Raw genomic sequence first — 26,287 nt, forward strand, 5'->3', positions numbered from 1 at the left:
AAAAATATCATTAAATTATTGAAAACTCTTAATATTTTAACATTTTAACTGAATTTCACTCGTTTTTAAGGACTTTGTCAATAATTTAGATTATTGATAGTTTTTCTTATTTTTCTTATTTTCATGGTGAAATAGTCTTTATTTTTGATTTTAAGCCGGTAAATGGTTGTTTTTCGTGCAGGTTTTTGGTGGTCTTTTGAATGTGAAATCGTAATTTTTATTTAATTTGAATAGTAAAAATTAATTTGAACATCAGGTTTTTTGTAATTTTCTGTAGTTTTATGAAAAACTTGTTGTTTTAGATACGGCGTACAATCTATCTTTATGATGGATTATTGAGCTTTTTCTTACATTCTTCGCTCAATATGCTGTGTCTTTTAGATTAATTAATCTTGTAAGGTTGTAAATGGTGTTTCTTAGTTGGATTTCGTTGTTTACTGCATTTTCAGTAGTGCCGATTAATTTCAAAACTCCATTATCACCTTTCAAAAAACCGTTAATGCCTTCACTCCTTGAAAAACGAGCTTTATAATGAATTTTATATCTTTTATTCAAGAATTTTTCCGTCATTTCGTAAATAAGGTCTGAAATATGGATTACTAATCGTTGATGTTTGCAGTTTTCGGTATTTGGACATCCTTTGCATGAATAGGTTTTAAAAATGTACTTTTTTGTCTTGCAAATGTCTGGAAAAGTATCTTCCTTGTGAGGTTTCCAACGTTTAACCTTTTTTACCTCTACTAATCTCATAAAACGACCAAAAGGACAGATATAACCATTTTTAACTCTTATGAAATCTTTTTTTGTTGACTTTTTTCTTTTTTCTTTATATCCATTTTCACGCCTTAAACTATTATTATGGTCTTCAGATAATTTTTTTGGCATTACTAATGCATTTATTTTATTAATAAATAAATGATAGAGGTTTTCTGTGGAGAAATAACCAGAATCTGCGATTAAAATGTGTTCGCGAATTCTTTTTTGTATTTCACTGTAATTTCTTCTTTCTCCAAATTCTCTTTGCATTTCGATAAAAAGGTCAATTGTTTCATAAATATTTTTTAATACTTCTTTTATTGTTTTCCAATCATTTGATTGAGTTAACAACATTCCAGTCAATATTATGTGGTTTTCTGTCATGATTTCTTGCAAATTGAAAGCGAAATCATAAATTCCCTTTTTTGTTTTCATCCAACAAGCCTCAGGAAATGAAACAGAAACACTTCCAATGTTCCTTTCATTTAAAATAGTAGAATATATGTCTAATTTGTTGAATATGTTGGTATTGTAGAGATTAATCCTTTTTAAGATTGAATTAATTGTTTTACACATTTCTTCATCATTTTTATAAAATTCCAATTTCTCTTCTAATCCTTCTATTGTGTGATTAATGGATTTTGGTGTATTATTATGCAATAAATTCCATTTGTTCATTAGTTTTAGTCTTTCTACTTCTTTTGGTGTGATTTTGTTATTTCGGGATGCTCTGACGATTGCGTCAGTTCCATCAACAAATAATTTAACAAAATCTAAGAAGTGCAAATCATTTAATAAGACCAATGTGGCTATGAAAACTTTTTTTATTACTTTTGCATCACTTTTGTTTAAAAAATTGGCGAATGAATTGCGTGATGGCTTTAATCCACAAGTAACGATTAGAAGAAATTTGTTTTTCTTACATTCTTCTTCCATTTTAGTATAATTGGCAATATCTATGCTAAAACAGTATAATACTACTATTAAAATTAGTGTTCGAGGATATGCATGACGTCCACGTTTAGATTCAAATTCTGAATCCAATTGGTGCATTAAATTTTGAACCATTTTGCTGAATGCAAAATTAGTGATTGTTAACAACATTTTAGGACAATCCTCTTCCTGTTTAAGTTTATTTAAAATACTGCAGTCCTTATACTCTTTCAATTCCATAACTGGCATGAAAAATCAAAGTATTATTCAGTTTAAAGAATTATTTAGAGGTTTTAAATCTCAATGAAAAATCAATAAAAAATCAATGGAAATCCAATGAAAATTAAATTAAACACATAAATCTTATCTAAAAAATTTAATAAATAATTCTTATATAATAATATATAATTTAAAGTATTTATAATTATTTATATTAAATTTTAAGTAATATTAAACTAAATAAAAGTAATTAAAATAATATACATAAGTTGTTTTAAATTTAAAGGATTTTAATAGAAAAAATTACTCTAAAGTTAGGAAGATTTATAAGATCTTTTCCAGAATAAAAAAATCAAAAAAATGCCAAAATAAAAATTCTCGAAAATATTAAAAATAAGGGTTCTTAAATGAATAAAACAAAAATAAAAGGCAAATTAACAGTCAAATAGAAAAAATAAGTAAAATAATCAAATTAAGGATTTATTGACAAACCCCTTAAAAAAAAAATATAGAATTATCTCATGCAGTTTGCGAGATAACTCCAGATGTCATTGTCTGACATTTGAGGCCAGTTTTCCTTTATCCCTTCAAACAGGGTATCCAGATATCTCTGGGACGGCTCGTTGTACGGGCGAAGGTCATTGTTGGTGATTGTCTTGACCTCAATGCCGTCAATCGGCTCAAGGTCAATGATGTCCTCATACCATTCCCCCTCTCCAGGGCATCTGCATCCGTTCTCCTCACATGAGACATGCTCGAACTGCTCACGAGTTATGAGGTATGCCACTCCAAGGGATTTTCCCTTTTCGGTGGTGTCGAGAAATGAGACGCCTCCTCCCCAGGAGCTGAGGTTTCCGAAGTACATGTCGAATGGTATTTCAAGGGTTTTCACCGCTGCGGGAGGTGACATGTCCTTGCATGGCTCACGGTAGGCGCTTCCTTCGTATGATCCTCCCTTGATGTATCTCATGAATCTTTCCTCAAGCATGTTGCTTCCGTAGGACACATACCATACGTGTTCTCTCCAGGAAGGGATTTTCACAAGGTCTGAGCAGTCCCCGAGATAGACGTATACGAATGCAAAATCCGGCACTCCGTTTACGGTTATCCTTACGCATCTTTTCTCATAGAGGCTTCCTTCGCCTTCAAGTGAGTCGATTGATGTCATGTCCTCGACGGGAACGCTGTACACCTCGCCTATGGCCAGTCCCTCACCGTCGATGATTGCAGGATACCATCCGACATTATACATGTCATATTCTTCAATGACCGTCTTGTCGAGGAATGTGGCGTTTTGGAGGAAGTCATGGTTTGTCTCGCCCTTCATGAGGGTTCCGTAGACAAAGACTTTCCTTTGGCGGAAGTACTGGTTTATCGCCCTGATTTCATCCTCATAGCTTTCGCCCCAGGATCCTGTGAACTTGCCCTGGGCTTCCATATCTGCGAATGCTGAAACGATCTTGTCAATCATTTCGCTGAATTCAGGGCAAAGGCCGTGGTGCAGGTCCATGAACTCTTTGAGCCCTGCCTTTATGAATATGTTCAGCGCTTCAATCTGGCCCTTGAGGCCTTCATATCCGTGTCCGCGAAGGTTTCTTGCAGTGGACATCTTAAGGCCATCTGAAAGGGCCAAGGTTTCCTTTTCTGTGAAGGATTCCGGGTCGCTCAGGTATGCCTTCATTAGGGCAGCTGTTGCGAGGTATGTCGGAATGTAGCAGAAGGCAACCCTTGCATCGCTTGGAATGTTGAAAGAGCAGAAAAGCTTGAAGCTTCCGTCATCGTCCTGGAAGTCAAGGATTGTCTTGAGGTTTTCACTCCAGTCCTTGTCTGTGAAGTCAGCTTCCTCATCTAAAAATTCCTCCAGCTCACAGAGCATTCTGGAAAATTCGTCAAATCTAGGTTCGTCTTGTTTTTCGAGTTTAATCATTTTCATGGTAATGGCTCCTTTTAGTTTGTTTTAAAAAAAATCTGTCCCAAAAACATTTGGTGGATGTCTCTTGGACATAGTTTATTATATATTTTTACACATATATAAATCTTTTGGTCAGTTAACTATAAAATCTTGAAATCATTAGTGACATTTCTAATGTTCAACTATAAAGACTAAACATAATTTATAAAATTTTATGTAAATTGAAAAAATATTCATCAAAAAAGCATTATGAGATTTCTGATAAAGGCTTGAGTGCAATTTGTTCAATCACAAAAACAAGAAAAATTGAATGAAATAAAGTCAAATGTCAATTTGCGAAGAAGACCAAAAAGAAATAAACAATAGAATGATAATAGAAAAACTTGATTAATAGGACCAACTTCCAAATATTAACTTCAAAACATTTATTTTTACAAATAAATGATTTTTCCTCTTTTATTTTTCAAAAAAAGAATGCAAGTAACCACTTGCATGCGAAAACCTTTATATTTGGCTTTTTTCATATACATTAATAGAACTTTGAAGAGACAAATAATAAAGGTGATAATATGGATATAAAAAAAATAATTTTCGCATTGATCGTAACATCACTTCTCATTGGAGGAGCATGTGCAGCCAGCGTAAACGATTTTAAAATGGGCGACACATACAAAAGCTTATATAAAGGAGAATATTACTCCGTATATGCAAACGACAACAAAGACTGTGGAATTTCAATTTACAAAAACGTGGATGACGACGTATACGACAATAAAGAAAACGATGACATTTTAGATAACGTCATCCATCATGACGGAAGAGAATACATTCATCCTGATGACGACTTGAAGCTTGATGTCGGATCAGACCACATCGCAAACTTCACAGACATGGACCATTCAACCCATGGGGTTTCAGAAGTAGTCAAATCCGGCGGTGAAGAATTCATAGTTGTTGCCTGGGCAAAAGATTCAAGCAATATGGACTCAGCCAAATTGCTTTCAGCATTAAACGACTTCAACAAGGACAACAACGTAAATGCAATTGCATTTTAAACTTTCTCATTCATAATTCATTCGGGAGATTCAATCTCCCCCCTATTTTTTCTTATTTTCAACGATTTTAGAAAATCAGCCATTTTTAAAGATTTTATCACTAATGATAGAAAACATGGATTGATTTTCAAAAATGTAATCTCCAACATGTAGCTTGTCCGGGTTTTCGGGAATCTCTGATGGAGGATGGAAATCATTATTAAAATAGACATAGTTAACCAGTTCTGAAGTGTTCAAACCGACATTATGGCCATTGTCATTAGTCACATAAATATTTACACCATACATTTTCCCGTTATCAGTATCCTGCAGCTTATAATCATAGGAATAAATGTTACGCCTATTTGTACCTGACTTCTCATAAGAACAGATCTTAACGACAGCATCAACAGGGTCTTTTGAATAATCGGTATAGTTTCCCTGGCTAAATCCGTAATACTCATTGGGAACAACTAAAAATTCGCCTATGCTTAAGTTACCGGTCAAGACGGTTTCATTGTAAACCACGCCGTAACTTCCGTCAGGAGCCTTGATGAAAAAATGACCGTAACCGTATCTGTTAAAGATTTTCTGAATCTTTTTTAGGGAATCTGATGAAATATTTTTGCTGGAAAGCATTTCACAGGCAATATCCTCCATATCCCTGGTTTCAGTGTCATTTGAGGAGTCTCCGCCATGACTTGCAATCCATCCGTCTTCGGTAATCATTGCATGAATGAAATGAGAATCGGGAGCGTCAATCTCCTGTACAATCATTTCCTGATCATTCAAATTATCGTTATGTATAATCACTCCGTCATCAGCGAGTTTGGCATCCTGTCTAAAAGCAAAGACAGTTTCATCCTTTTCCTGAATGGCAAATGAACAGCACTGAAAATGTGATTCATTGAAATCCGGATTGAAATCGGTTTCGCCAACATCGCTTGCACATATTGCCGCACCAGACAGGCAAACAGTCAAGCATACAAAAAGAAATATTTTCTTGAAATTCATATCATACCCTACTTTACTAACAATATTTCATTTAATTGATATATAACATTTCCTAAAATTGAAAATGCCTTAGGTGAAAAAAACATGAATAGAAAAATAATTTTAGCATGTTTGATACTGGCTGTGGCAGTTGCTACAATAGGTGTTGCATCAGCTCTTTCAACCGAAATTAACTTGCCTGACGGATATGAAATCGATGAAGCACAATCCTATTCAAACAACACCACATTCATGGGTGTTGACTGCGAATGCAATCATGCAGTAATGGTGAACGGCGACAAAAACATCACCGTCGATACCTACTTACCACGTGCAGAATTGAACTTACTCCAAGTAATGGTTCAGTTATGAAAAACATCAGCGGTAAAGAGGGAATATATAGCGAAATTGACGGACGTTACATCTTCATTTACTCAGACAATCAACAGGGCGTACAAATTAATGCACCTGATGCAAACGTGATTGAAGAGATAATCGGCAAATAGATTGAATATTTAATGTTATGTAACTTATTTTACCTAACAACCAACTTTTTTTAAATTTTCCATGAATCTGAAATTCATCGAAAAGCTTATATCTATACAAAATAATATAACAATTGTTAATTTTTGGGGGAAATCCGAAAATGAAAAAAATCCCCTAATGAAGTGATATCATGAGTTTCAATCTTAAGTTTAAGGACATTGATGAAGAAAGGCAACTGAACGGCGAAGAATATACAATAAACGATTTGATTAAAGAGCTGGGACTATCTGCACAGACCGTTGTGGCAAAGCAAAACGGCGAACTGGCCATTGAAGAGACAAGAATAAACGACGGCGATGAGATTAGGCTTGTTCAAATCATCTATGGAGGATAGGTCAGGAGTGATTTCATGGCAGAGGAGAGAATCTATACATTGCTCATAACAAAGGGAAACGACCCCGACGGCCAATATGATTTTTACAAGGAGAGAATCGACAGCCAAAATGACTTTTCATATGTCGAATACAATACGGAGGACAACGACCTGACAGATGAGGTGTTTAAAGAAGCTGACGTTATCGTGATGCTTTTTGGACTATACCACAGCAATCAGGAGCTTTTTGAGGAGCTCTTTGAAAAATCCGGGGAATTTGACGTTCCGGTGCTTCTTGTGAGGTTTTTCGGCATGGAATACATCCTTAAGGAACTGGAGGAAAGGTCAGATGCTGTGGTCGGATGGAATCCACACTGCATTGTGGATGCAATCGAAACCCTTGTCGAGGGCAATGACTGGGAAAAGCCATGCGCCAGCGCAGAAAAACCTTAAACCCATCTCCACATCACCATTTAAAAAAATAGCTGATTCGGGCAAAGCATGAATCTGATGACAAATTGCCGTCACCAGAAGTGAAATGAAAATTTTGCATTCAATTTAATTAATAGTAAAATCAATATTATAACAAGCAATAATTTTTCAAATTAAGGAGAGTAAATACATGACAGATGAAAACAGTGCAAACCGTATGAGCAAAAATGAGTATTATCTTGCAATCGCCCTTGCCGTTTCAAAAAGAAGCACATGCCTGAAAAGACGCTACGGAGCGGTAATAGTAAACAATGATGAAATAGTCAGTACCGGATACAACGGAAATCCAAGGGGAGAGGAAAACTGCTGTGACAGAGGAAACTGCAAAAGGATGAACCTGCCGTCAAATTCAGGAAACTACAATGACTGCTTTTCAGTCCATGCCGAACAGAATGCAATGCTGAGCGCAAGCAGAAACGAGATGATCGGCTCAACAATTTATCTTGCCGGAGAAAAGTACGACGACGGAGCATGGGTGGAAATAGACGATGCAGAGCCATGCCCAATATGCTCAAGAATGGTCAAAAACTCCGGAATCGACAGGATCGTCAGCCAGAAGGGCATCACAAATCTGCGGGAATAGCCTGAATCGAATGTTTTTAAACATTCATTCAAAAATCATATACTCCTTTTCAAATTTCATATTTTTCAAATCAAGGTCATATGCCGCAGTCCTGCCGTCACCCATATCAAATCTGACAGTAATTTTTATCTCATCGGTAAATGTGAATCCGTAACCTGTGTAATCAAGCTTTGCGCCATAACCGCCTGAACATTCCCTGAACTTGAAACCTGTCTCCCTTTCCGTATCCCTTACCAATTTCCTGAATCTTCCGTCAGAGAGAAGGTCATTATGATCATGTCTTGTTTCAAACTCCTCAAAGGCAAGGGGTCCCACATATTCCGGATTGTATGCGCACAGATATGTTGTCGTGAAAAACCTGTGTCCCTTTACAAAAACAAAATCGATATCCAGACCCATTCCCCTCTGGAATCTGACCAGCTCACAGCCGTTGGATTTCATGAGCTTGACAGACTCAACGACGATTTTCTGGCGTCTTGCCTCATCGAAAATGACAGTTTTCAGTTCCCTGCTTAGCTGCTCGCCAATCTCTTCGGGAGTTTTGCCGGTGATGTCCTCCAGCGGCTTTCCGCATTCGGGACAGCACTCATGATAATACGGATAGACCAAATCGCAACCACGGCACATCCTTGCGGAATATCTGTTCTGCACTATTATATCTATTGCGCCCTGCATCCTCTTGTCGTGCCTGTTGATTGTATTGCAGCACAGCTCAATTGCCCAGTCCCTGTTGAAGGGATTGTATAAAACCTGTGATTTTTGATTGTCATCCATTTTCATGTATATCCTGAAAGCGGATTCAAGCATCATGAATGCATCCTCCTCATGATGGAGCTTGAAAAAGTCCATGGAATTGCTATAGCCACTTTTGAATTCATCAACCAGATTTCCACTGGATTCTCCATCCCTATCTTTAAGATAATCCAGATATCTTGTGTCGGGAACTCCAATGTCGTTGCCGTCACCGACGGGATCTCCAACCTGCCATTCTCTCATTCAATCACAACCAATCCAAACTATCGGCAAATCAGTTTTGAAAACTTGCCAGTAATGTTAAATGTATTAATCATATGTATATAAGAATTCCTACATCACAAACAGAATAAATTCGATTCATCATTATTTGACCATGTGGAAATTAAATCAAAAAAGCCCATAGAGGCCCATGTTTTAAGTTCTGTTGAAACAAACAGAGTTAAATGGTATCACGTAAATCCTGACTCAAAATTTCCAATATACATCCACTCCCTTAAAAGTTATGACGAAAAGGAATTTATAAATACTATGAAAACAAAAATTGAAGATGACGGAAACTTGAATGAAAAAGAATTGCTCATGTTGAGTTTGCTTTGCTTTATGAACAGTGAAAAGAATATTCCTGATTTAATCCATGATTCAGCAACAATAATAACAAACATAGCGAATTTAAATAACGACATTGCACAATTCGTTAAAGGAATAATCCTGATGTTGTGTGACAAGTTTGTAGACGACGAATTGTTGAACACAAGAATTATCAATAAAGTTGGTGGAAATATGAAGGTAGTAGAAGATTATGCAGATAGGGTAGCAGAGAGAAAAGTTAATGAAAAAAATGAAGCAATTGTTATCAAACTAAGAAAGAAAGGTTTTAAAATCGAAGAGATTGCTGAAACAGCAGATGTCAGCCAGGATTTTGTTGAAAAAATATTGGCCAAGGTGGAATCATGAACATTATCCAAAAACTCAAAAGAAAAATAATTGAAAGATTGGCAAAAAACATTATGGAAGAAAAGCTTGCTAAAATTGTGATAAATCTAGACAAACAGGGTTACATGCTCGAAGCTATTGCCGAACTTGCAGATGTCAGCCTAGATTTCGTTAAAAAAACATTATATAGATAACTTCCAAAAACCACACTTTTTTGAAATCTCCGTCACAAATTAATTTTTAACTAGTCATAGAATGTGCCCAGGCCGAAAATCCTTCCGCCGCATCTAGGACATGGCAGCTGACCGTCAACATGCTTGTTAATCTCGCTGCCGCATTCAGGACATCTTACCTTTTCTGAAATGTCGAATTCATCCTTTGGCCTGCCTGTGTTGTCGACGACGAGATAATGTGAATCCAGATATCCCTGATGCCTTTTTTCATATGATTCAATAAGCCCTCCGATTTCCTCATGAAAATCATTCAGTGCATCCTCAATAACTTCCTCTTTAGACATTTCGGGAAAGAGATAATTTGAATAGTAGAAGCTTTCAAACTCAGGGATTCTCACGACATAATGGCCATCCTCTTCGGAAATTGAGTATTGTGACCTTTTCCTGATGTCCTTGAGCTTGGAAAGCTTTCGGCCATGCTCCCTGATGTGGTTTTCAATTCCCCTCATCACGACATCGCAGGCATCGTCAATGCACCCAAGGACTTCAGTGATGGAGTAGACCTTGACGTATCTTTCACATTCACTGCAGTATGTTTCATTTACATTCCCACTGATTTCTGCGCCATAGAATTTCTGACAGGTGCTCATCAATATCAGAAAGTCCTCAGTCATGTCGGTTTCCTCATTCCAGACAAATGCCCTTCCGTCATTCACCAGTTCAAGCCCGCAGCCACTGCAGGTATATTCTGTTACATGCGCCATCATATCACCTCAATTTGTTTCATATTTCAAGATCTTTTCGCAGGTCCCGATTGCCTCTTCATATTCGGATGCGGCAATCAGTTCATGTGCCTTTATCTTTAGGCATTTGATGTATTCTTTTACCTTAAGTCGATAATTGCTAGTGCTTTGAAGCAGTTCAAATGCCCTTTCATAGCTTTCAATCGCCCCATCAAGGTTTCGGGAAATCCTGGCCCTGAGGAAGTGGAACTCGTAGTTATTGGGATATTTCTCAATTGCCCTGTTGACGCATTCCAATTCCTCATCATACCTGTCAAGGCAGTGCAGTGACACCAGCTTGAATTCAAGAATCCTTTCGCTTTCCTCATGCTCATTACAGATCTTGAGAACCTCCTCAAAATTCCTCTCACCCAAAAGCACTTCCATCCTTTCGAAAATGCCGTCCTTTTGGATTATGCCGCAGTTTTCAAGGGCTTCCTCAAAGGTATAAAACGGAATGTCCACGGTTTTGTAAAACTCATATGCCTCGTCACGTCTTCCAAGATGAATCAGCGCTTCGATCTTGTTTTTCTGCAGCCAGTCAAAGTCCATGTATTTGAGGCCTTCCTCACAGCACTCCAATGCCTTTTGATAATCTTCAAGGGCAATGAATACCAATGCCCTGTTGTTTAAAACGTAAGGGTTGGTTGGGTGGAGCTTCAGGTTGTAGTCAAGAAGCTTTAGGGATTCATCATACCTTCCGAGGTAGTAAAGCGCAATCGCCCTGTAGTTGAGTGCAGCAGGATTGTCCTCGTCTATTTTCAAAAGTTCATCGCATTTTCCAATCAGTCTTTCATGATCGCCTATATTGTATATATACTCTATTTCATCCAATAGCTTTTCCTTTAACATTTTATCACCTATGATGGTTTTTTAATTTCAATGGTCATGGTTTTGACCTTATTTAATATATTGTTAATAAGTTGTTAATATACTTTGTTATTATTTTGTGTATAAAATATTGATTTGGAACATTTTGTATCACATTACACATACAATATATACAAAAACTTTAAATACCAATCCAAACATTGTAAGTCTATGACAATCATAAGAGATTTAGACCAAGAATGTCCACTTTGTGGAAAACTGTCACCGCAGCCAATGCTGTCAAGCACAAACACCCAGGATTATCCTGACCTTGACCTCAGACCTGCAGAGATGCAAAGGTCCACCATGTTCATGTGGGTTCTCGAATGTCCCCACTGCGGATACGTTGCCCCAACTTTCAGAAGGGAAACAAAAATAACCGAAGAATTCCTTAAAAGCGAATCATACATGACCTGTGACGGAATCGAATTCATTGGAAAACTGTCAAAAAAATTCTACAGGGCTTACCTCATAGCCAAGGAAGAGCAAAACAGCACAGCATGCTTTTTCAATCTGCTTCACTGCGCATGGGACTGTGATGACAAAAACGATGAGAATGCTGTAAAAATGAGAAAGCTTGCACTCGACCAGTTTGATGAATTGCAATATGATGATGATGAAAAAAAGAATTATCTGGCAATAAAGGCCGATCTTTTGAGAAGAAGCGGACAGTTCGACCAGCTGATTGAAGAGTTTTCAGACATTGTAATCGGCGAGGAAATCTACGACAATATAATTCAGTTCCAGATTGAAAAGGCCCTTGAAAAGGACACCAAGTGCTACACTGTCGGAGATACAAAATAATTCGAAGATTCTCCATTAAATGAAGAATTGCTCCCTTTCTTTTTTTAATCAATTACTTATTTTTTTACAGAAATTTTCAAAATCCTCACAGAGGCCGAATACATCATCGATTTGAGGAATGTCATCAATCCACTCTGACGGAATGTCATCTAAACCATAATAGATTCCTGCAAGGCCTCCGCAAATTGCTGCAACGGTATCGGTATCCCTTCCATAATTTACCGCCTTTAAAACCGCATCCTTATAGCATGATGTGGTTAAAAGACAGTTGAGAACACATTCGAGTGTCTTCATGACATATCCTCTGCTTTCAACTTCATCCAGGTCGTTTTCAAAAATTCTTTTGAAATGAATAAGCTCGTCTGATTCCTTATAATGCTTCCTTATTTTTTCACATGCCCTTTCGATGTGCTCGGAAATTTCCAAATCCTCACTGAGCATTGACCTTGCTATCTCAATGTAGAGAACGCATGCTATCCTTGACCTTTCATGTGCATGTGTCAGTGCGGATACGTTTTCTATGACTTCATAGTCAATATCTGGAATGAATGCCATCGGCAGGATCCTCATTAATGATCCGTTTCCGTTGTCCCTTTCGCCGGCCCCTCCACATTCAAGAGCGTTGCATCCCCTGTCGAACTTGAGGATTGCATTTATGGTTGTGTTTCCATAATCGAATGTATGATACTGGCAGTACTTGCTCTCATGCACAAAGAGGCTGAACTCGTTCATTATGTCCCCATAGTCGATGCCGTCCTTCTGGACTATGCTCTGCATGGTTGCCAGGGTCATTGAGGAGTCATCAGACCATGTTCCCTTGGGCATGTCATATGTTCCATGACCCATCATTCCTGTTACCGGATTTTCATCAAGCACTTCCTTTCTTGTAAACTCGACGGGAACGCCCAGTGCGTCCCCCACTACCAAACCTGTTATTCCATCTTTAACTTTCATTTTATCACCTAGTAAAAATTTCCTTTTTCATCCATTCCCAACGGAAAGCTGCATCGCTCAAGCCATATCTCCTCGGCCAGCTCCTTAATGATATCTTGTTTCAAATCATTTATAAAGTTTTCACGCTCCCTTTCGACAAATTCCCTTTCGATGTCTGTCTCGTTTGAAAACACCTCTTCAAATCCGTCCGGAAGGTGGAGAAGCAGTATCTGTGTTTTGCCGTCAACGGTGAATACGTCCAGAACCTTGAATCTGGAGCCGTGATTGGCTGTGTGTATTCCCCAGTTGGTGTCCTTCTCAAAGACGGAGAGGTCTCCCATGAATCCTGACAGTATCAGGTACCTGTGTGTTGTCACCATGCCGCCGATTCTGTTTGAGGCATCGACAAATGCCTTTTCGGTAATAATCTGGCCCGCCCTGTACTTTGCTACAATCTCTTCAGTGAGGTTGGCGTCACGGACATATCTTGATGATCCCACCAGTGTTGATTCTATCACCTTGTACTCGGCGGACTGCTTGTCGTTGGGATCCCTTCTGTGGTTGAGGTAGGGATAGGCGCACTTGAGATACTCGGTGTATCTCCAGTCTATCAGGTCCTCATGCTCGCATAATCTGCGGATTTCGTCCCTGACCTGCATAAGTGCAAATCCGAAGAGATTTTCATCGCCTCCCCATTCGTCATCTGAAGAATAGACAAGGCACTTGTCTCCGGTGGCCAACAGCTTTTGCTTTAGCTCATCATCCTGCATGAACTTGTAGTATGTGGCGTTAAGGCAAACTGTATACTTGAACACCTCCCATTCGGCCAGCTGCTCGTCGGTTATGGTGAAATCGTTTTTGAGCTCCTCGAATGTGACCTTATAAGGGTCAAGGTTACGGTTGTATGAGACTATTTTTGAAAAGAGAATCGCATGACCTATCGAATTGAAATGATGTGCGTCATTTCGAAACTCGCCTTCAGCATCCAAAGTGATGAAATCGTTGACTTCAATCGCATCATCAGTTATCTTTGAGTACTTTGGATTTACATCCTCATCCCATACGGCTCCCATAAATGGGAATTTTGGCAGATTTTTAAATTTCGGATTTCTTGGGTTGAACTTCCAGTTTTTAGGTTCCGGAAACAGCTTGGCGAAGAGCTCTCCCTGATATGGCTGGTTCATGCAGTAGTCCTCTCCTGCACCCATTCTCCATCCTATTGTCCAGGAGCTGAATCCCGGAAACGCCAGCCATCTTGGAGCGGCATACTTTCCGGCTTCGCATGTTGATGACATGATTTCACCGTCCCAGATGTATCCCTTGGATGCCTCAACGATATAACCAATGCTTTTGAGGTGTTCGATGAATGCATTGAACTCCTCATCATCCAGGCAATCCATCTCCTCATGCAGGCTCTTCAAAAAGGCATGTTCTTTCAGGAACCTTTTGAGGACAGCTAGCTTGTCGCAGATGTAGTAATACACTTTAAGGTCGTCGCATTCGATAAGAGTGCCCCGGGAGCTCATCTGTATCTCTTCACAGCAGTTGTTGCATAAGCTGAACTGATTGTTGAAGTCATCCCCTCCGCACAATGGACATATTTCCCTGTCGCTTCTGGACTTTATCATTTCAATCCAGGACATGTGAAACTCGCTGGCGTAGCGGTCCTTCAGATTTCTGCCGGTGCGGTTTTCAATCCTTTTGTAGCCGTCTATGATTCTGCAGCTGAAAAGCCAGTTTGTTTCATTCAGCATGTCCAGGCATTCAAGGGCCTTATCATATTCCTCAGCATCAATCAGCGCATGGGCCAGGGATTGGGTAACACTCTTGTCGGGGCTGTAACTGCCTATGGCATCATAAAAGTCGTATGCCTCATTGACGTTGAGTTTTATGAGCACCTTTACCTTGAAGTATTCAAAATAGCCGTTTTCGCCCTCAATTTCCAATATCCTGTTGAGGCATTCCAGAGTCCTGCGGTATTCTCCAAGATAATAAAGTGCCATTGCGTTGTATGACAATGCTCCAACATTTTCCGGATCCAATTTCAGGGCCTTCTGTGATAATTTAAGGATGCCGTCATAATCCTTGTCAACTGACAGCATCTCACATTTTCCAAGTAATTCTTCTACGTTCATGATACTATATATGTGACTATGTTGTTAATAAAGTTTTTGTTATTACATTGTGTATAAACTCAAATCAGACACCTGCAAGTAAAAATAGAAATTAAAAAGGACGGCAGGGCTCATGACTCAGACAACATGGAATGGAGCACATTGCCGTTACCGCCATATCAATAATTTAAATGTTTAATTTTCAAATCAGAACCTTTTGATTGAAAAGGAAGATATCATACACGGACCCATTCGTTATCACCGACATGCTGATACCAGTTGCCGTCAGGGCCTTCCTGAATCTCTCCGTAGTATATTGTCCTGCCGGCCTGTTCGCTGTAGAATGCACCCTCATCATAGTCGGATTCCTCTGCCTCAATGGTTATCTTTTTGGTTTTGTTGCAGGGATTATACTTATCGTCACCCTTGAACTTGCATTTGATTTTATATTCGCCTGCACCCATGTCAAGCTTCAGCTTTGCAACGCCCTTCTTGTTAGTGACAATGGAATAGGTGTATTTTTCGTTATCCTCATCCTTTAAGGTTATCTTAATTGTTTTGTTTGCAATAGTAGTGTTGTTGAGATCAGTCAATGTTATTTTGACCTTATCCCCTTCATGAACAGGGGATTTGACCTTTATCTTTAGTTTTGTGTCTGTCTTGTTTGAATCGGAGACTCCCATCACCATTCCGACAGACAGGATTGAAACAATGAGAATCAAACCTGCAAAAATTAATTTACTTCTCTTCATCTAATCACCTTAATTGATATTATGTTCCGTATTGTATATAACTGGTTGGCAAATGAAAAAATATAATCATGATGCCATGAAATCATATTTTCCCTTGACTGAATTGAAGCACAGCAAATCAATATTTTTTGCCCCATTGAAGCAATCGTCATCGAATGTTACAAAATCAACAGGCTGTGTGGAAAAACAGGCAAAATCATGGCCGTCCAATATGATTTTTCTGTCCTCCTCATGAACGCCAAAAGATTCAAGCATGGCATCAATTTGAGGATAATCTTCATTTCTTTGAGGTGCCAATACCAATTTATTTTCTAATTTTTGCTTATTCACGATGCAGGTAATTCTCAAATCATTCAAACAAAAATCGATTGATGTTTTAATATTGAAAAACGGAACCATTGATTCCACACCTATATAATTATTCCAAAATGGTTCAATTGAATTTTTAGCGTCTTCAAGCAATTTTTCTGAATAATGATTCTTTACAAAATTTAACAAATCTCTATTTGAATACAAATCCTTTTCCGGATTTTCCAAAAACAATTTTAAATCCATATAGAATTTAGTTAGATTAATCTGTTTTTCTCCAAATCGGTGATTTAATTCTCTAACAACACCATTTGACCAGTAATAATTCTGATATAACTCAAATACTTCTTTTGCTTTTAGATAATGAGAATTAATTAAAAATATTATTGCGATAATAACATTAGTGTCTAAGAAAACATTTTTCATCAAAAATCACCGGATAACCTGCAAATAATTTTATTACAACATTCCTCATCATAAGACCTGCTAGGAACTGCTAAATTCTTATAGTAATACTCTTGCATTTTTGTAGTATACAATAGGAATTCATCATATTTTTCATCATAAGCAACAGATTTGCTAATTCTAGATAATAACAGATCATCAAAAGCATTGAACAAATCATTGAAGAATTTTTCATAAGAAATTAACTCATCAGGCCTATCCATCAAATGATAATACATTTCACAAATCGCCATATAATTGTAGCATTCGTTGTCATAACCTTCCGATTTTAATTTCCTTGCAAAATCTATATAGGAATCATAGAACTCTTCCTTAAGATTTTTTTGATTTTTTTGTCTTTTAAGCAATGTGAATATTCTTAATATCAATGCTTTAATCTTCTCATACGACTTTTGAGCCGCATCACTCAAAATATTGGAGACAGTTTCGTTTTTTTCTTGTGAAATCATTTTTTTACCTCGATTAATGGTGTTAAATCAAATAATCAATAACATTTCAAATAGAAATCAGCCATCATTACTTGACCTAATCAATGTATATTACTTGGCCCTCATAGTATATAAAATATCAAGTTTTAATCGGGAGCAATTTTACGAACTCAGACAATTTTTTACCTGTTATCGTAAAATCAAAAAAAATTACCATTTAAAATTAAAATCAAGCAAACTGCATCTAAAAACTGAAAAACAAGGAAATATAAAAAGAAGAATTACTTTTCAAAGCGTCTCAAGTCCAGTTTCCATGTCTTATAGGCAAGGTCACTATCGGTTTCCTTCCATTCCAAACCCTTGGCCAGAACCCTCTTCTTCAATACCTGAAGGCTGGTTGCCTTTAAATCCGAACCCCTGTAATACCATGCATCATCTTTGAAATAGACATTTAAAAAGCCGGTGTGATTATTCCTGTCGATTTCTAGGGATTCTTTTGCCAGATTCTCATCGAGAATATTCCATTTCAATCCGTACAGATTTACCAGAAGCTCCAGTTCCTCAAGTGTCCCAGCCTTAAGTGACCTGTCGGCGAACTGGTACTCCCAGCTCATGTCATCCAAAAGATACACGTTCATGAATCCTGAAAATTTCATTTCAATCCCCCAAATTGTCAAGATGATCTGCGATTTCCTCTCCAACGACGGTCAGCTTGTACTTTCTTCCACGGTATGCCTCCTCATTCAGACAGACCGCAACGCCGCAGTCCTTGAGCTGACTGAGAACCTTGGAGATATGATTAAGCTTGATGTCTGCATCCCTTGCAATATCCGTTGGAGTTTTGACCTCACCTTTCAGTGCCTTTACGCTTCTGACCCTATAAGAGGAAATATTAACGTAAGCAAATATCTTCAATGTTTCATCATCCATCAATATCGCCTTAATATAAAAAAAGAATCCAAAAACAGTATTAATATTGCCCAGCCATCATGTAAAACCAGGCAATAATCCGTTTAATACTGATAACATATATTGTGTTTTTTAAAAGAAAACATGAGATATGTTTCCTCATTTAAATAATATATTTTAATCCTATTTAAATTTGTTGTATTCAACCACAGTATTGCCAATGTTTTTAAACAAAAAAATCCTATATTCAAGTATGAATGATACTGCAAAAACATTGAATGAAATAATTGACATTTTCGGTTTTGGATGCGAATTTAGCCCTGAAGAACTCTATAATCATTTCGATAACCCGAAAGAGGCAATAGAATCACTGATGGAATGCGAACTGATAGAAAAAAATCAGATTTCTGACAAATATTATCTCACAGACATTTTCACATGCAGCAGTTTTCTCTCACAGCACCTCAAAGAGGAAGAAACAGAAGAGGATGAAAGTCCTGAAATTAGGAAATATTCATATTCCATCAAAAAAGAGGATTTAATAGAATTCATGGCCAAATTTGAAGGCCTTGAGGAAAACATTGAATGCATTAAAATCAGATCCGGTGACGGCACATTCGAAATATCTGCTGAAATCCATGCTGATGACGACCCGATCGAACTTCCAAAATAATTAAAGGAAGACTTGATTAAAAGTGTATACAATAGATTTTTTACTAAAATAATGAAACGTATATTTAATATTCTTGAAATGCAGTGAAAAAATAGGATAACAGGAAAGGCTAATCCATAAGCATCATCATCTTTTTGTAGATCTCATCTTTTTTGAAATGATTTTCACGTAGAAACTTCAGGATTCTCATAGAATCCCCATGATATCCGAGGTCCTTTAAAACCGAAGCCTGCTTCAGCATCTGGCGCTTTGAAATCTCCAGAAAACCTCGAAACCCAGAATCAATATCCAAATCCAATTCGTATTCACAAATTCCCCTGCCGAAGATTGCGTAATCGCTCATTTCAACATCAAGAGACTCTTTAAAGCATTCAAGCGCCTCGGCGAAATCATCCAATTTCAGATAGGCGGTTGCCTTCTTGTTTAGAAGCTTTGACAATATCTTCTGCTTGAATCTGGAGGAATCCTGAAGGGCCCTGCTGTAGCTTTCAATGGCCATTTGATACTCGCCCCTTGCAAAATGCTCATCTCCTGCATAGATGTTCTGTTTGAGTTTGGGAAAGTTGGACCTTTCATCATTTGCCTTTGCCAAAAGGGCCTTGTGGTATTCGATGTCCTTAAGGGATTCGCAGGCCCTGACCGCTCTTTTGTAATGCCTCAATGCCTTGACGTAATGGCCCTGGCAACACAGACAATATGACTTGAAAAGCAATACCTCGCCGTATTCGGGGTCATAAAAAAGCACTTCATCAAGCTTTTCAATGGCTTTACCGTATTTTTGTGACTTGAAAAGGGAAATTCCATCATCCAGAGTGTTTTTGATTTGCATTTCCTTTTTAAGGTGCTTGATGCGCAATTCCTGATTGAGATTATCCTCATCTATTCTTTCAAAAAACGAATCGTCACGGCCAATCCAATACGTGGACAGTCCATCAATGAAAATCCTTACGAGGTTGCCTGAAGCCTCACAGTCAAGTTCACTGGGAATATTGCAGCTCATAAGATATATTTTAAAAACAGTCAGTTAAATAGATTGCTGTTCTGGCACAGGAGACCGTTGAACTCGCACTCCCCACAGCTTACGTAATGCCTGGAGTAGTTATCCTCGGATATGTTGTCGACGACACTTGCCAAATACTCCAAAATGAATTCGCTTTTGACAAATTCCCTTTCATAGAGCTTTCCCTCATCGAGAACATAAAGCATCAGGTTTTCAACATCAACGTCTTCCCTTTCCTTAAGCGCCAGCGCATAATAGCCCAGAAGATCCATGTAAAATGAATGGTAGTTCTTCATCTCGTCACGTGTGCGGATAAAGTGAACCAGGCTCACGCCGTCACCGTCACTCACCATCAGGTCTATGACGCCGTTTATGTCATATCCCCCAACCTCAAGGCTTACCGGATGGGATGTCCTTATGACGTCAAAGTTCCTGCCGTAGTCCTGCCAGTAGTCGGCAAAGTGATTGAAGAGCTTTTTTAAGTTCTTTTCACCGGAGGCGAATGAGTATGATTTGATGACCTCAGATACAAGGTTTTCAATGGCGTTTCTGTCCCATTCTGTCATGAAATTCTCATTGTGCAGCCTGTTGACGATTATCCTGAGCTTTGAGTCGATGAACTTGTCGATGTTTTTGGGATTCTTAAACTTGAGGTTGCTTTCGAGGTTGTACCTCAGCGGGCAGAACAGGTAATCCTCCAGGATGTTTTCAAAATCAATCTGGTTGAAGAGATTGGTGTCCCTGACCATGTGGGATGTGACTTTTTTCATGTCAAATACATCGGAAGGCTCGATTTTGACCAGACCATCTTCATAATCCCTGAGCACCTGAGGGGTTCTGCTTCCTGTCCTTGGAAGTACTGTCGAAAGTATCAAAAGCTCCTCGGCACGGGTGTTTGCAACATAAACCACCCTCTCCTCCTCACGGTCGAACTCGAAGGGCTCCATCTTTTCAGATATCTTGTATTTCAAAAACCTGTTTGGGGTCGGATAGACAGGATAGTTGTTGAATACATGATTCTTCCTCTGAGGGGAAAATGTCAGAGGAAAGCTTCTGTCCTTGATTGAAGCGGTTATCACCACGGGATATTCAAGGCCCTTTGCCTTGTGGACAGTCATGATATGGACCTTCTGGGAGTTGTCCTCCTCCTCATTGATCGGACATGAGTAGTACTTGAGCGAACGGTAGAGATAATTGAAAAGTCCGATAAGGTCGTATTTTCCCATGATGTTTTCATAATCCGAGATTATTTCGGATATCAGCGCAAGGTTGAGGGCCGCCTTCTTGGCTTCAAAGTCGCTTCTTGAGAAAAGCTCATCTGCAAAGCCTGTTATCCTTATAAGCTCATAGAAGACTTCAAGGCAGGACATTCTCACCTCGCCAAGGGATGATTTCAGCTCGTTTAAATCCGAAAAGAAGTCAAGGTCATGCTCGTCAATTATTCCGATTCCTGCAAGCTCGCTTCGTGAAAACGTGCTCAAATCAACCGGTCCGACCCTGCTGAATATCTCCTCCAGGGTATCGTCTGCAAAGTCCCTGACCACGTCCATTATCGATGATGATCTTGAGGAGGAATCAAGGGGCTTGAAACTGCTTTTGACGCTTACGACATTTGCATGGAACCTGCGTTCGATGTCGTTGAGGATGTCCTGGGTTTTGGCTGAAAGCCTGAAGACCTTTGAGGATTCATAGTAGATATCAGTGAATGACGAGAGGTTTATCCACTGGCCCCCATCCCCGTAATATGCAATGCGTGTCGGGTCAAAGGGAAGCATATACCAAAGAAGGGCAAGCACAGCCTTCACCTCGTCCTGATAAATCAGATCGTCAATTCCCTTAAGGTAATATGGGATGTTTTCCTTTTCGAATTCCTCGAGGATGTCCTTTTTGTCCTTGTGGCTTCTGAAGAGAATGCAGACATCACTGTATTTGGCGATCTTTCCGGAGCTTTTCAGGTTCTTGACAATATATGCAATTCCTCGGTATTCATCATCCTTCCTGTTTTCAAGCATGTAGACCGGCATCTTGGATTCGTTGACCGCCTTTAAATCCTTGGGATTTGAACGTTTCGGGCTTATGAACCTTTCATTGAACTCGACTATGTCTGAAGTCGAGCGGTAATTGTTTACAAGTATCCTGTTTTCAAACTCATCGCTTTTGGCATAGTCGTTGAAGAATTTCGGATTTGCCGCCCTGAAGGAGTATATGCTCTGGTCCGCATCGCCGACAACGGTGAAGGTGTCTGAAATGCTTCTTAAGTGTTCGAATATCTGCATCTGAATGGCGTCGGTGTCCTGAAACTCGTCAATCAGGACATTTCGGTACTGGACCTGCTTCAGGTTGTCCTTATCTGAAAGTATCTCCAGTGCCTTGATGAGAAGATAATTCTGGTCGCAGACATGCTCTGTCTCCATAAGCTCAATCCAGTCCCGGTATGATTTGGCAATCTGCAGGTAACGCGCCTTGTAGACATCGCATGAAAAGTGCCTTGCCTTGATTTCCTTTTTTGTCGGATACTGGTTGTGAGAGTGTGTTTGGTAATACTCGTCAATATATTCGAGGTATTCCTCGCTTGGCCGGTACTTCGATTCGATATATTCTATAAGCGCCTTTGAGTCAACCTCAAACAATGCATATTCCTCATATTTTTTTAGGACCTGTCCGGATTCGTAGTTTCGAAGAAATGCCGGACCCGTAAAGCCCAGGTCCCCTCTGTGCTTGTTGAAAAAGAGGTTCCTTTCGGATTCCCTCTTAAGCAGATTATATGGAATGTCACAGAAATCCGATAGGATTGACCTGCAGAAGCTGTGGATTGTGCTTATCCTCATCTGGTTTATGACGTTGAGCTCCAGCTTGGTGTCCTTTTTGAATCGCTCCCTCAGCTCATCGGCGGCCTTGTTGGTGAACGTGATAACAAGTATCGATTCGGGTTCGGCTCCGTTTTCAATCAGATAAAGCACCCTTTCAATAATCACCCTTGTTTTTCCGGCACCGGGTCCCGCATTGATCACCAGGGGCTTTCCGACATATTCCACCGCATCCCTCTGAAATTCATCAAGCTCTACATCAGGGGGAATCTCTCGAACGGCACACCTGTCGGCTTTTCTGACTGCCTCAAAGTTAAGCGGCCGTGAAATGGGATTTCCCTCGCTGTCAAACAAATCAAGGGTAAGGATATGAGTCCTTATGAACTGATTGAGATTTTCCTCAACCATATCCAAGGTCCTCTTCTTATCCTCTGCGTCCAGGCCCTCCATGGATATCAAATCATCACCCTCAAGACCCACCAGGGCCGGAGCTACAGAATTAACCTCGAGATTGTCGACTATAAGGTAAACGTCATCATTGGTTATTCTTGGATTGCTGCCCAAATACGTGAAATCAAATTCATAGTCGACCCTTAAAAACTCATCAAGGCCGACAAAATAGTCCCTATAGATATAATCAAAAAGTATTTTGTGGACGCTTTCCAAATCGTTTCGACTCAGTGACAGTGAATCATCATTGAAAACATCAATCGTGAAGACAAGCTCCCTTTTTGTCTGGCGGCAGAATAGATCAAGGATTATCTTGGCTACAGCCATGGCTAGGCCATATCTTTCAAGAACAATCAGTTTTTCCATGACCGTGCACAGGTCATATAAATCTTCATACTTACTTTTCAGGAAAGTAAAAACGCTACTGTCTCTCATTGTAATCGTTGAAACGTCTGGTTATAAAAACACCGTCAATCATTTCGGGCTGAACGAGACCTTTTGAGATGTCATCCATGATTTGCGAAACTATTATCTCACCGTCCCTTTTTTCAAGGCCCTTGAATTTCACCAGCTTTGAAAATGAGTCTCCGCTGTCAACAACAAACCTGTTGAGGTTTTTCCTGCATTTCGCCTTTTTGTCCTCACTTCTAATCATGCACTGCCTTTTGAATTCATTCTTGATGCCGTTTTTAAATTCCCTGGCTTCTATGATTTCACCATGAATGGCAAAGACTATATCTACAATGTCTTTGTCCCTTAAAATCGGATAGGTCTTCTTCTGGTTTTGAATCAGAAGGGTATCGTAATTGTTTCCGACAATGCCGTTCAGATCGTTTATGTAGGAAATCTGCTTTAGGGAATTTGAAAAGTAGTACTCAAGGTATCTCTTGATTTCAAAGTCTGTTATGTTTTCCTCGATGATTTTAGACTCTACCCTTTCTCGAATCAGTGCGATGTCATCGGCAGGCAGTTCATATCTCTTGAGGTATTTAATGTAAAAGTCATTGTCTTCGCTAATGAGGCCATCCAGATATTTAAGCTTTTCCCGCTTTTCCAAATCTGCGACTTTTGACTTGAAATATGCATCCAGAGTGGACACCATATTGTCAGAGACGACCTTGCTTGAGCTGATGTCCTCCTTCAGCTCATCGATTATGCTTTCACATTCATTCAGGCTCAAGTCATAAGAGTAAAGCAGGTAATTGAAAAAAGGAGTGTTATAGTCTCCAATAAGTTCATCCAGTCTGTTTATCATAACCTCATTTATCATAACTGTTCATAATTTTTGTTTAAAATTAGTTAAATAATTTTGTACTGTTTAAGTGGGAAAAGCAATTTAAGGAGTGAATTTAAAAGGTGAAATGATATGAACAAATAAAAACCCACTTAAACAGCAGTCAGCGTGATTACTTGAATAGCTTATCAAGATTTGAATATTCGGGATTTCTCTCAAGCGTTGTGACGCCTATTATCCCATAATCATCATTTGCCGGTTTTGTCAGTGACACCTCATGTTCCAACAGGTTTCTTTCCGGCTCCCTCCATGGGAACCTCTTGATTTTGACAAATTCCCTTAAATCATCGATTGAATTTGCCTTCAGTACAATCTGCCTTCCTTTCACTGAGAAAAGGTAGACAAATTCATCATTGATTTTGAATACATTCAGATAATCTGTTTTGAAGTCTCCGATAACTCCACTTTCCAAATTAGAACCGCATCCGTTGCAGTATTTAAAGCTCCCGTTTAATCCTTTGGAGCAGTTAGGACATGTTTTCATATTTAACCCCCATATCTTTAATTTTCAACATCCCTGTCCATTGAAAAATGTTAATTATTCAAGGAGAAGCGCTCCCCAAATAATTACAGGCCATAATCTCATCAAACACATACCATATTCTGTCTTCTGCCAAAACCAATTCCTTCAGCTCGCATACAGAATCAGCTTCAATCACATATCCGAATTCCTTATAATAACATTTGCCCCCAACAACATGGACCCTGAAAAGCCCGGTGTCATTTTCCAGGTAATTTACCTTCAGCTCCATGGTTAAAAGCTCTTCAAGGAAGACAAGAACTTCCCTGAGCTCATGATTCCTGATTTTGGATAAGTCCAAAATTCCATAGTCAATCTTCTTCAGCGTTTCAACATTTAAAAATTCAACGACCTCTTGTGAATATCTAACCCAATCAATCAGCATAGAACCTCTTTAAATCAATACCATCCACAACATGCACAAATCTATTATAAACATGAAATAGGAACTCCTGTTGTTGTCCCCCTTAATCAGCAATATGTACAGCAGTACACAGGCCAAAATCAATATCAGGACCAGCTGTAAAACTGATATGAAACTGTTAATCATATATCATCCCCTCCATAATCGATATTATCCTTCTGTTCAAAGGATTTTCAAGTGAAATAAAATCTTCACTGGCTTTCTTTGATCCGAATTCGGCAAAGTAGGGAGTATGTCCGCAACCTCCTTCGATTGTTGCGCCAAAGGTCACCTCGTTTCCCTTCACTTTGATTCCATAGTCTGCAAATTCAAACACCAGGACATCATCAATGTCTTCGGTCCTGTATTCCTCTTTGGCCTCACCATATTCCAGCTGGAATACAGCTTCGCCATCCGTTTCACTGGCAGTTGCATATACAAGGCGGATGTAGATTCCATCCTCATCGGCTTTTTGAGCTAAAAATTCAAAGAATTCATCGCCCATTTCATCAAATGCGTATTTTTCATCGGCCATGCCCGCATAAGTCGGCATGTAATTATTGGATGTTAGTTCATCCACATAGAAATGAAACTCTTCATTTCCGCATACGGAGTTTTCGACAGTCTTTTTAATGTTCAAATTAATATTTCTCTTTATTTCCATTTTATTTCCTCTAAATGATGATAGTTTAAATTTTAAGAACCTGACGGTCTGTGTAGGTTACAAATCGAGAATATCTAGCGGTGTAAATAGTCGATAAGATAGTCTGGGAAATGCAAATCAATTCAAGATGTTGCCTAATCGGGGGTTGAAATATCATAGATTAAGCAACCGTATGGTCTAAAAGAATACTACGCTCCATGCAGTAGTTGTTTTTACCTGTGGTGTCATTTTTATCAGCCTCCAATGTTAAAGAGTTCGTACAGAGTCCGGATTCAAATTCAATTTTAATGATGTGGTTAAATTATTTCTATAATTTGTAGTGCAGTAACATTTATGTATAATATCATATATAAAGGTTTCGTTTTTTTGACATGCACCGAAACTTAAGTAGTTTTTTCCAGAATTTTAAATTTTCAATGATTTTAATAACATTGTTATACTTCTGTTGGACAGAGAATCAAAATTTT

The 26,287-nt window shown here is 38.8% G+C and carries 30 protein-coding genes; 10 read left to right on the forward strand and 20 right to left on the reverse strand.

Annotation, left to right across the window (positions count from 1 at the left end; genetic code table 11):
* Positions 1 to 360 precede the first annotated feature (360 nt).
* Together QZ138_RS02530 and QZ138_RS02535 are read right to left on the reverse strand one after the other, a co-directional pair.
* Positions 361 to 1,938, reverse strand: a complete 1,578-nt coding sequence (locus tag QZ138_RS02530; protein ID WP_292885851.1) for a transposase — start codon at positions 1,936 to 1,938, stop codon at positions 361 to 363.
* Positions 1,939 to 2,422: 484 nt separating this feature from the next.
* Entirely contained in the window at positions 2,423 to 3,841 is a 1,419-nt protein-coding gene (locus QZ138_RS02535) for a gamma-glutamylcyclotransferase (protein ID WP_292885854.1), read from the reverse strand.
* Between the two features lie 548 nt (positions 3,842 to 4,389).
* On the opposite strand from QZ138_RS02535, the gene QZ138_RS02540 reads away from it, so the two are divergent.
* A complete protein-coding gene (locus QZ138_RS02540; protein WP_292885856.1) occupies positions 4,390 to 4,875 on the forward strand; it encodes a hypothetical protein in 486 nt (161 codons plus the stop codon).
* A 75-nt stretch (positions 4,876 to 4,950) separates the two neighbouring features.
* Here the strand turns inward: QZ138_RS02540 and QZ138_RS02545 are convergent, their stop codons facing one another.
* The gene (locus QZ138_RS02545) at positions 4,951 to 5,868 is read right to left on the reverse strand and encodes a hypothetical protein (RefSeq protein ID WP_292885858.1); all 918 of its coding nucleotides are present in this window, start codon (positions 5,866 to 5,868) and stop codon (positions 4,951 to 4,953) included.
* Positions 5,869 to 5,952: 84 nt separating this feature from the next.
* On the opposite strand from QZ138_RS02545, the gene QZ138_RS02550 reads away from it, so the two are divergent.
* From QZ138_RS02550 to QZ138_RS02570, 5 genes are all read left to right on the forward strand, one after another.
* On the forward strand, positions 5,953 to 6,219 hold the full coding sequence (locus QZ138_RS02550; RefSeq protein ID WP_292885860.1) for a hypothetical protein: 267 nt from the start codon (positions 5,953 to 5,955) through the stop codon (positions 6,217 to 6,219).
* Positions 6,216 to 6,353 carry a hypothetical protein gene (locus QZ138_RS02555; protein WP_292885862.1) on the forward strand — a complete coding sequence of 46 codons (138 nt, stop codon included), beginning with the start codon at positions 6,216 to 6,218 and terminating at the stop codon, positions 6,351 to 6,353. Before QZ138_RS02550 ends, QZ138_RS02555 begins: the two co-directional genes overlap by 4 nt.
* A 170-nt stretch (positions 6,354 to 6,523) precedes the next feature.
* On the forward strand, positions 6,524 to 6,727 hold the full coding sequence (locus QZ138_RS02560; protein ID WP_292885864.1) for a MoaD/ThiS family protein: 204 nt from the start codon (positions 6,524 to 6,526) through the stop codon (positions 6,725 to 6,727).
* A gap of 15 nt (positions 6,728 to 6,742) precedes the next feature.
* Positions 6,743 to 7,159 carry a nuclease gene (locus tag QZ138_RS02565; RefSeq protein ID WP_292885866.1) on the forward strand — a complete coding sequence of 139 codons (417 nt, stop codon included), beginning with the start codon at positions 6,743 to 6,745 and terminating at the stop codon, positions 7,157 to 7,159.
* A 169-nt stretch (positions 7,160 to 7,328) separates the two neighbouring features.
* Positions 7,329 to 7,781, forward strand: a complete 453-nt coding sequence (locus QZ138_RS02570) for a dCMP deaminase family protein (protein ID WP_292604215.1) — start codon at positions 7,329 to 7,331, stop codon at positions 7,779 to 7,781.
* A gap of 24 nt (positions 7,782 to 7,805) precedes the next feature.
* On the opposite strand, the gene QZ138_RS02575 is transcribed toward QZ138_RS02570, so the two are convergent.
* Positions 7,806 to 8,777, reverse strand: a complete 972-nt coding sequence (locus QZ138_RS02575) for a hypothetical protein (protein ID WP_292885868.1) — start codon at positions 8,775 to 8,777, stop codon at positions 7,806 to 7,808.
* 135 nt (positions 8,778 to 8,912) lie between these two features.
* On the opposite strand from QZ138_RS02575, the gene QZ138_RS02580 reads away from it, so the two are divergent.
* Positions 8,913 to 9,491, forward strand: a complete 579-nt coding sequence (locus QZ138_RS02580) for a hypothetical protein (RefSeq protein ID WP_292885871.1) — start codon at positions 8,913 to 8,915, stop codon at positions 9,489 to 9,491.
* Complete coding sequence (locus QZ138_RS02585; protein WP_292885874.1) at positions 9,488 to 9,664, forward strand: hypothetical protein; 177 nt, start codon at positions 9,488 to 9,490, stop codon at positions 9,662 to 9,664. The genes QZ138_RS02580 and QZ138_RS02585 overlap by 4 nt, the downstream gene beginning before the upstream one ends.
* 50 nt (positions 9,665 to 9,714) lie before the next feature.
* Here the strand turns inward: QZ138_RS02585 and QZ138_RS02590 are convergent, their stop codons facing one another.
* Both QZ138_RS02590 and QZ138_RS02595 read right to left on the reverse strand, forming a co-directional pair.
* Positions 9,715 to 10,407 (reverse strand): hypothetical protein, encoded by a 693-nt coding sequence (locus QZ138_RS02590; protein ID WP_292885877.1) that lies wholly within the window; start codon positions 10,405 to 10,407, stop codon positions 9,715 to 9,717.
* Positions 10,408 to 10,416: 9 nt separating this feature from the next.
* The gene (locus tag QZ138_RS02595; RefSeq protein WP_292885880.1) at positions 10,417 to 11,277 is read right to left on the reverse strand and encodes a lipopolysaccharide assembly protein LapB; all 861 of its coding nucleotides are present in this window, start codon (positions 11,275 to 11,277) and stop codon (positions 10,417 to 10,419) included.
* A 189-nt stretch (positions 11,278 to 11,466) separates the two neighbouring features.
* Here QZ138_RS02595 and QZ138_RS02600 point away from each other — a divergent pair, with 189 nt between their 5' ends.
* Positions 11,467 to 12,099: a hypothetical protein gene (locus tag QZ138_RS02600; protein ID WP_292885883.1), complete on the forward strand. Its 633-nt coding sequence runs from the start codon at positions 11,467 to 11,469 to the stop codon at positions 12,097 to 12,099.
* Positions 12,100 to 12,147: 48 nt separating this feature from the next.
* Here QZ138_RS02600 and QZ138_RS02605 read toward each other — a convergent pair whose 3' ends face one another.
* From QZ138_RS02605 to QZ138_RS02635, 7 genes are all read right to left on the reverse strand, one after another.
* Complete coding sequence (locus QZ138_RS02605; RefSeq protein ID WP_292885889.1) at positions 12,148 to 13,053, reverse strand: ADP-ribosylglycohydrolase family protein; 906 nt, start codon at positions 13,051 to 13,053, stop codon at positions 12,148 to 12,150.
* Between the two features lie 8 nt (positions 13,054 to 13,061).
* Complete coding sequence (locus QZ138_RS02610) at positions 13,062 to 15,167, reverse strand: NADAR domain-containing protein (protein WP_292885892.1); 2,106 nt, start codon at positions 15,165 to 15,167, stop codon at positions 13,062 to 13,064.
* A gap of 215 nt (positions 15,168 to 15,382) precedes the next feature.
* Positions 15,383 to 15,898 (reverse strand): hypothetical protein, encoded by a 516-nt coding sequence (locus QZ138_RS02615; protein WP_292885895.1) that lies wholly within the window; start codon positions 15,896 to 15,898, stop codon positions 15,383 to 15,385.
* A 66-nt stretch (positions 15,899 to 15,964) separates the two neighbouring features.
* Complete coding sequence (locus QZ138_RS02620; RefSeq protein ID WP_292885898.1) at positions 15,965 to 16,633, reverse strand: hypothetical protein; 669 nt, start codon at positions 16,631 to 16,633, stop codon at positions 15,965 to 15,967.
* Positions 16,633 to 17,121: a hypothetical protein gene (locus QZ138_RS02625; protein ID WP_292885900.1), complete on the reverse strand. Its 489-nt coding sequence runs from the start codon at positions 17,119 to 17,121 to the stop codon at positions 16,633 to 16,635. Before QZ138_RS02625 ends, QZ138_RS02620 begins: the two co-directional genes overlap by 1 nt.
* A gap of 260 nt (positions 17,122 to 17,381) precedes the next feature.
* Positions 17,382 to 17,756 (reverse strand): hypothetical protein, encoded by a 375-nt coding sequence (locus QZ138_RS02630; RefSeq protein WP_292885902.1) that lies wholly within the window; start codon positions 17,754 to 17,756, stop codon positions 17,382 to 17,384.
* A gap of 1 nt (position 17,757) precedes the next feature.
* The gene (locus tag QZ138_RS02635; protein ID WP_292885904.1) at positions 17,758 to 18,030 is read right to left on the reverse strand and encodes a transcriptional regulator; all 273 of its coding nucleotides are present in this window, start codon (positions 18,028 to 18,030) and stop codon (positions 17,758 to 17,760) included.
* A gap of 232 nt (positions 18,031 to 18,262) precedes the next feature.
* Here QZ138_RS02635 and QZ138_RS02640 point away from each other — a divergent pair, with 232 nt between their 5' ends.
* Entirely contained in the window at positions 18,263 to 18,682 is a 420-nt protein-coding gene (locus tag QZ138_RS02640) for a hypothetical protein (RefSeq protein ID WP_292885906.1), read from the forward strand.
* A gap of 109 nt (positions 18,683 to 18,791) precedes the next feature.
* Here QZ138_RS02640 and QZ138_RS02645 read toward each other — a convergent pair whose 3' ends face one another.
* From QZ138_RS02645 to QZ138_RS02675, 7 genes are all read right to left on the reverse strand, one after another.
* Positions 18,792 to 19,682, reverse strand: coding sequence for a tetratricopeptide repeat protein (locus QZ138_RS02645; RefSeq protein WP_292885907.1), 891 nt, complete (start codon positions 19,680 to 19,682; stop codon positions 18,792 to 18,794).
* Positions 19,683 to 19,702: 20 nt separating this feature from the next.
* Complete coding sequence (locus tag QZ138_RS02650) at positions 19,703 to 23,374, reverse strand: ATP-dependent DNA helicase (protein WP_292885908.1); 3,672 nt, start codon at positions 23,372 to 23,374, stop codon at positions 19,703 to 19,705.
* Entirely contained in the window at positions 23,361 to 24,194 is an 834-nt protein-coding gene (locus tag QZ138_RS02655; protein WP_292885909.1) for a hypothetical protein, read from the reverse strand. The genes QZ138_RS02650 and QZ138_RS02655 overlap by 14 nt, the downstream gene beginning before the upstream one ends.
* Positions 24,195 to 24,345: 151 nt before the next feature.
* Positions 24,346 to 24,717 carry a hypothetical protein gene (locus tag QZ138_RS02660; protein WP_292885911.1) on the reverse strand — a complete coding sequence of 124 codons (372 nt, stop codon included), beginning with the start codon at positions 24,715 to 24,717 and terminating at the stop codon, positions 24,346 to 24,348.
* A 58-nt stretch (positions 24,718 to 24,775) separates the two neighbouring features.
* Positions 24,776 to 25,138, reverse strand: a complete 363-nt coding sequence (locus tag QZ138_RS02665; RefSeq protein ID WP_292885913.1) for a hypothetical protein — start codon at positions 25,136 to 25,138, stop codon at positions 24,776 to 24,778.
* Positions 25,139 to 25,147: 9 nt separating this feature from the next.
* Complete coding sequence (locus QZ138_RS02670; protein WP_292601864.1) at positions 25,148 to 25,303, reverse strand: hypothetical protein; 156 nt, start codon at positions 25,301 to 25,303, stop codon at positions 25,148 to 25,150.
* A complete protein-coding gene (locus QZ138_RS02675) occupies positions 25,296 to 25,820 on the reverse strand; it encodes a hypothetical protein (protein ID WP_292885915.1) in 525 nt (174 codons plus the stop codon). The genes QZ138_RS02670 and QZ138_RS02675 overlap by 8 nt, the downstream gene beginning before the upstream one ends.
* Positions 25,821 to 26,287 lie beyond the last annotated feature (467 nt).

The sequence above is a fragment of the Methanobrevibacter sp. UBA212 genome, from assembly GCF_905233225.1.
Classification (GTDB): Archaea; Methanobacteriota; Methanobacteria; order Methanobacteriales; family Methanobacteriaceae; genus Methanocatella.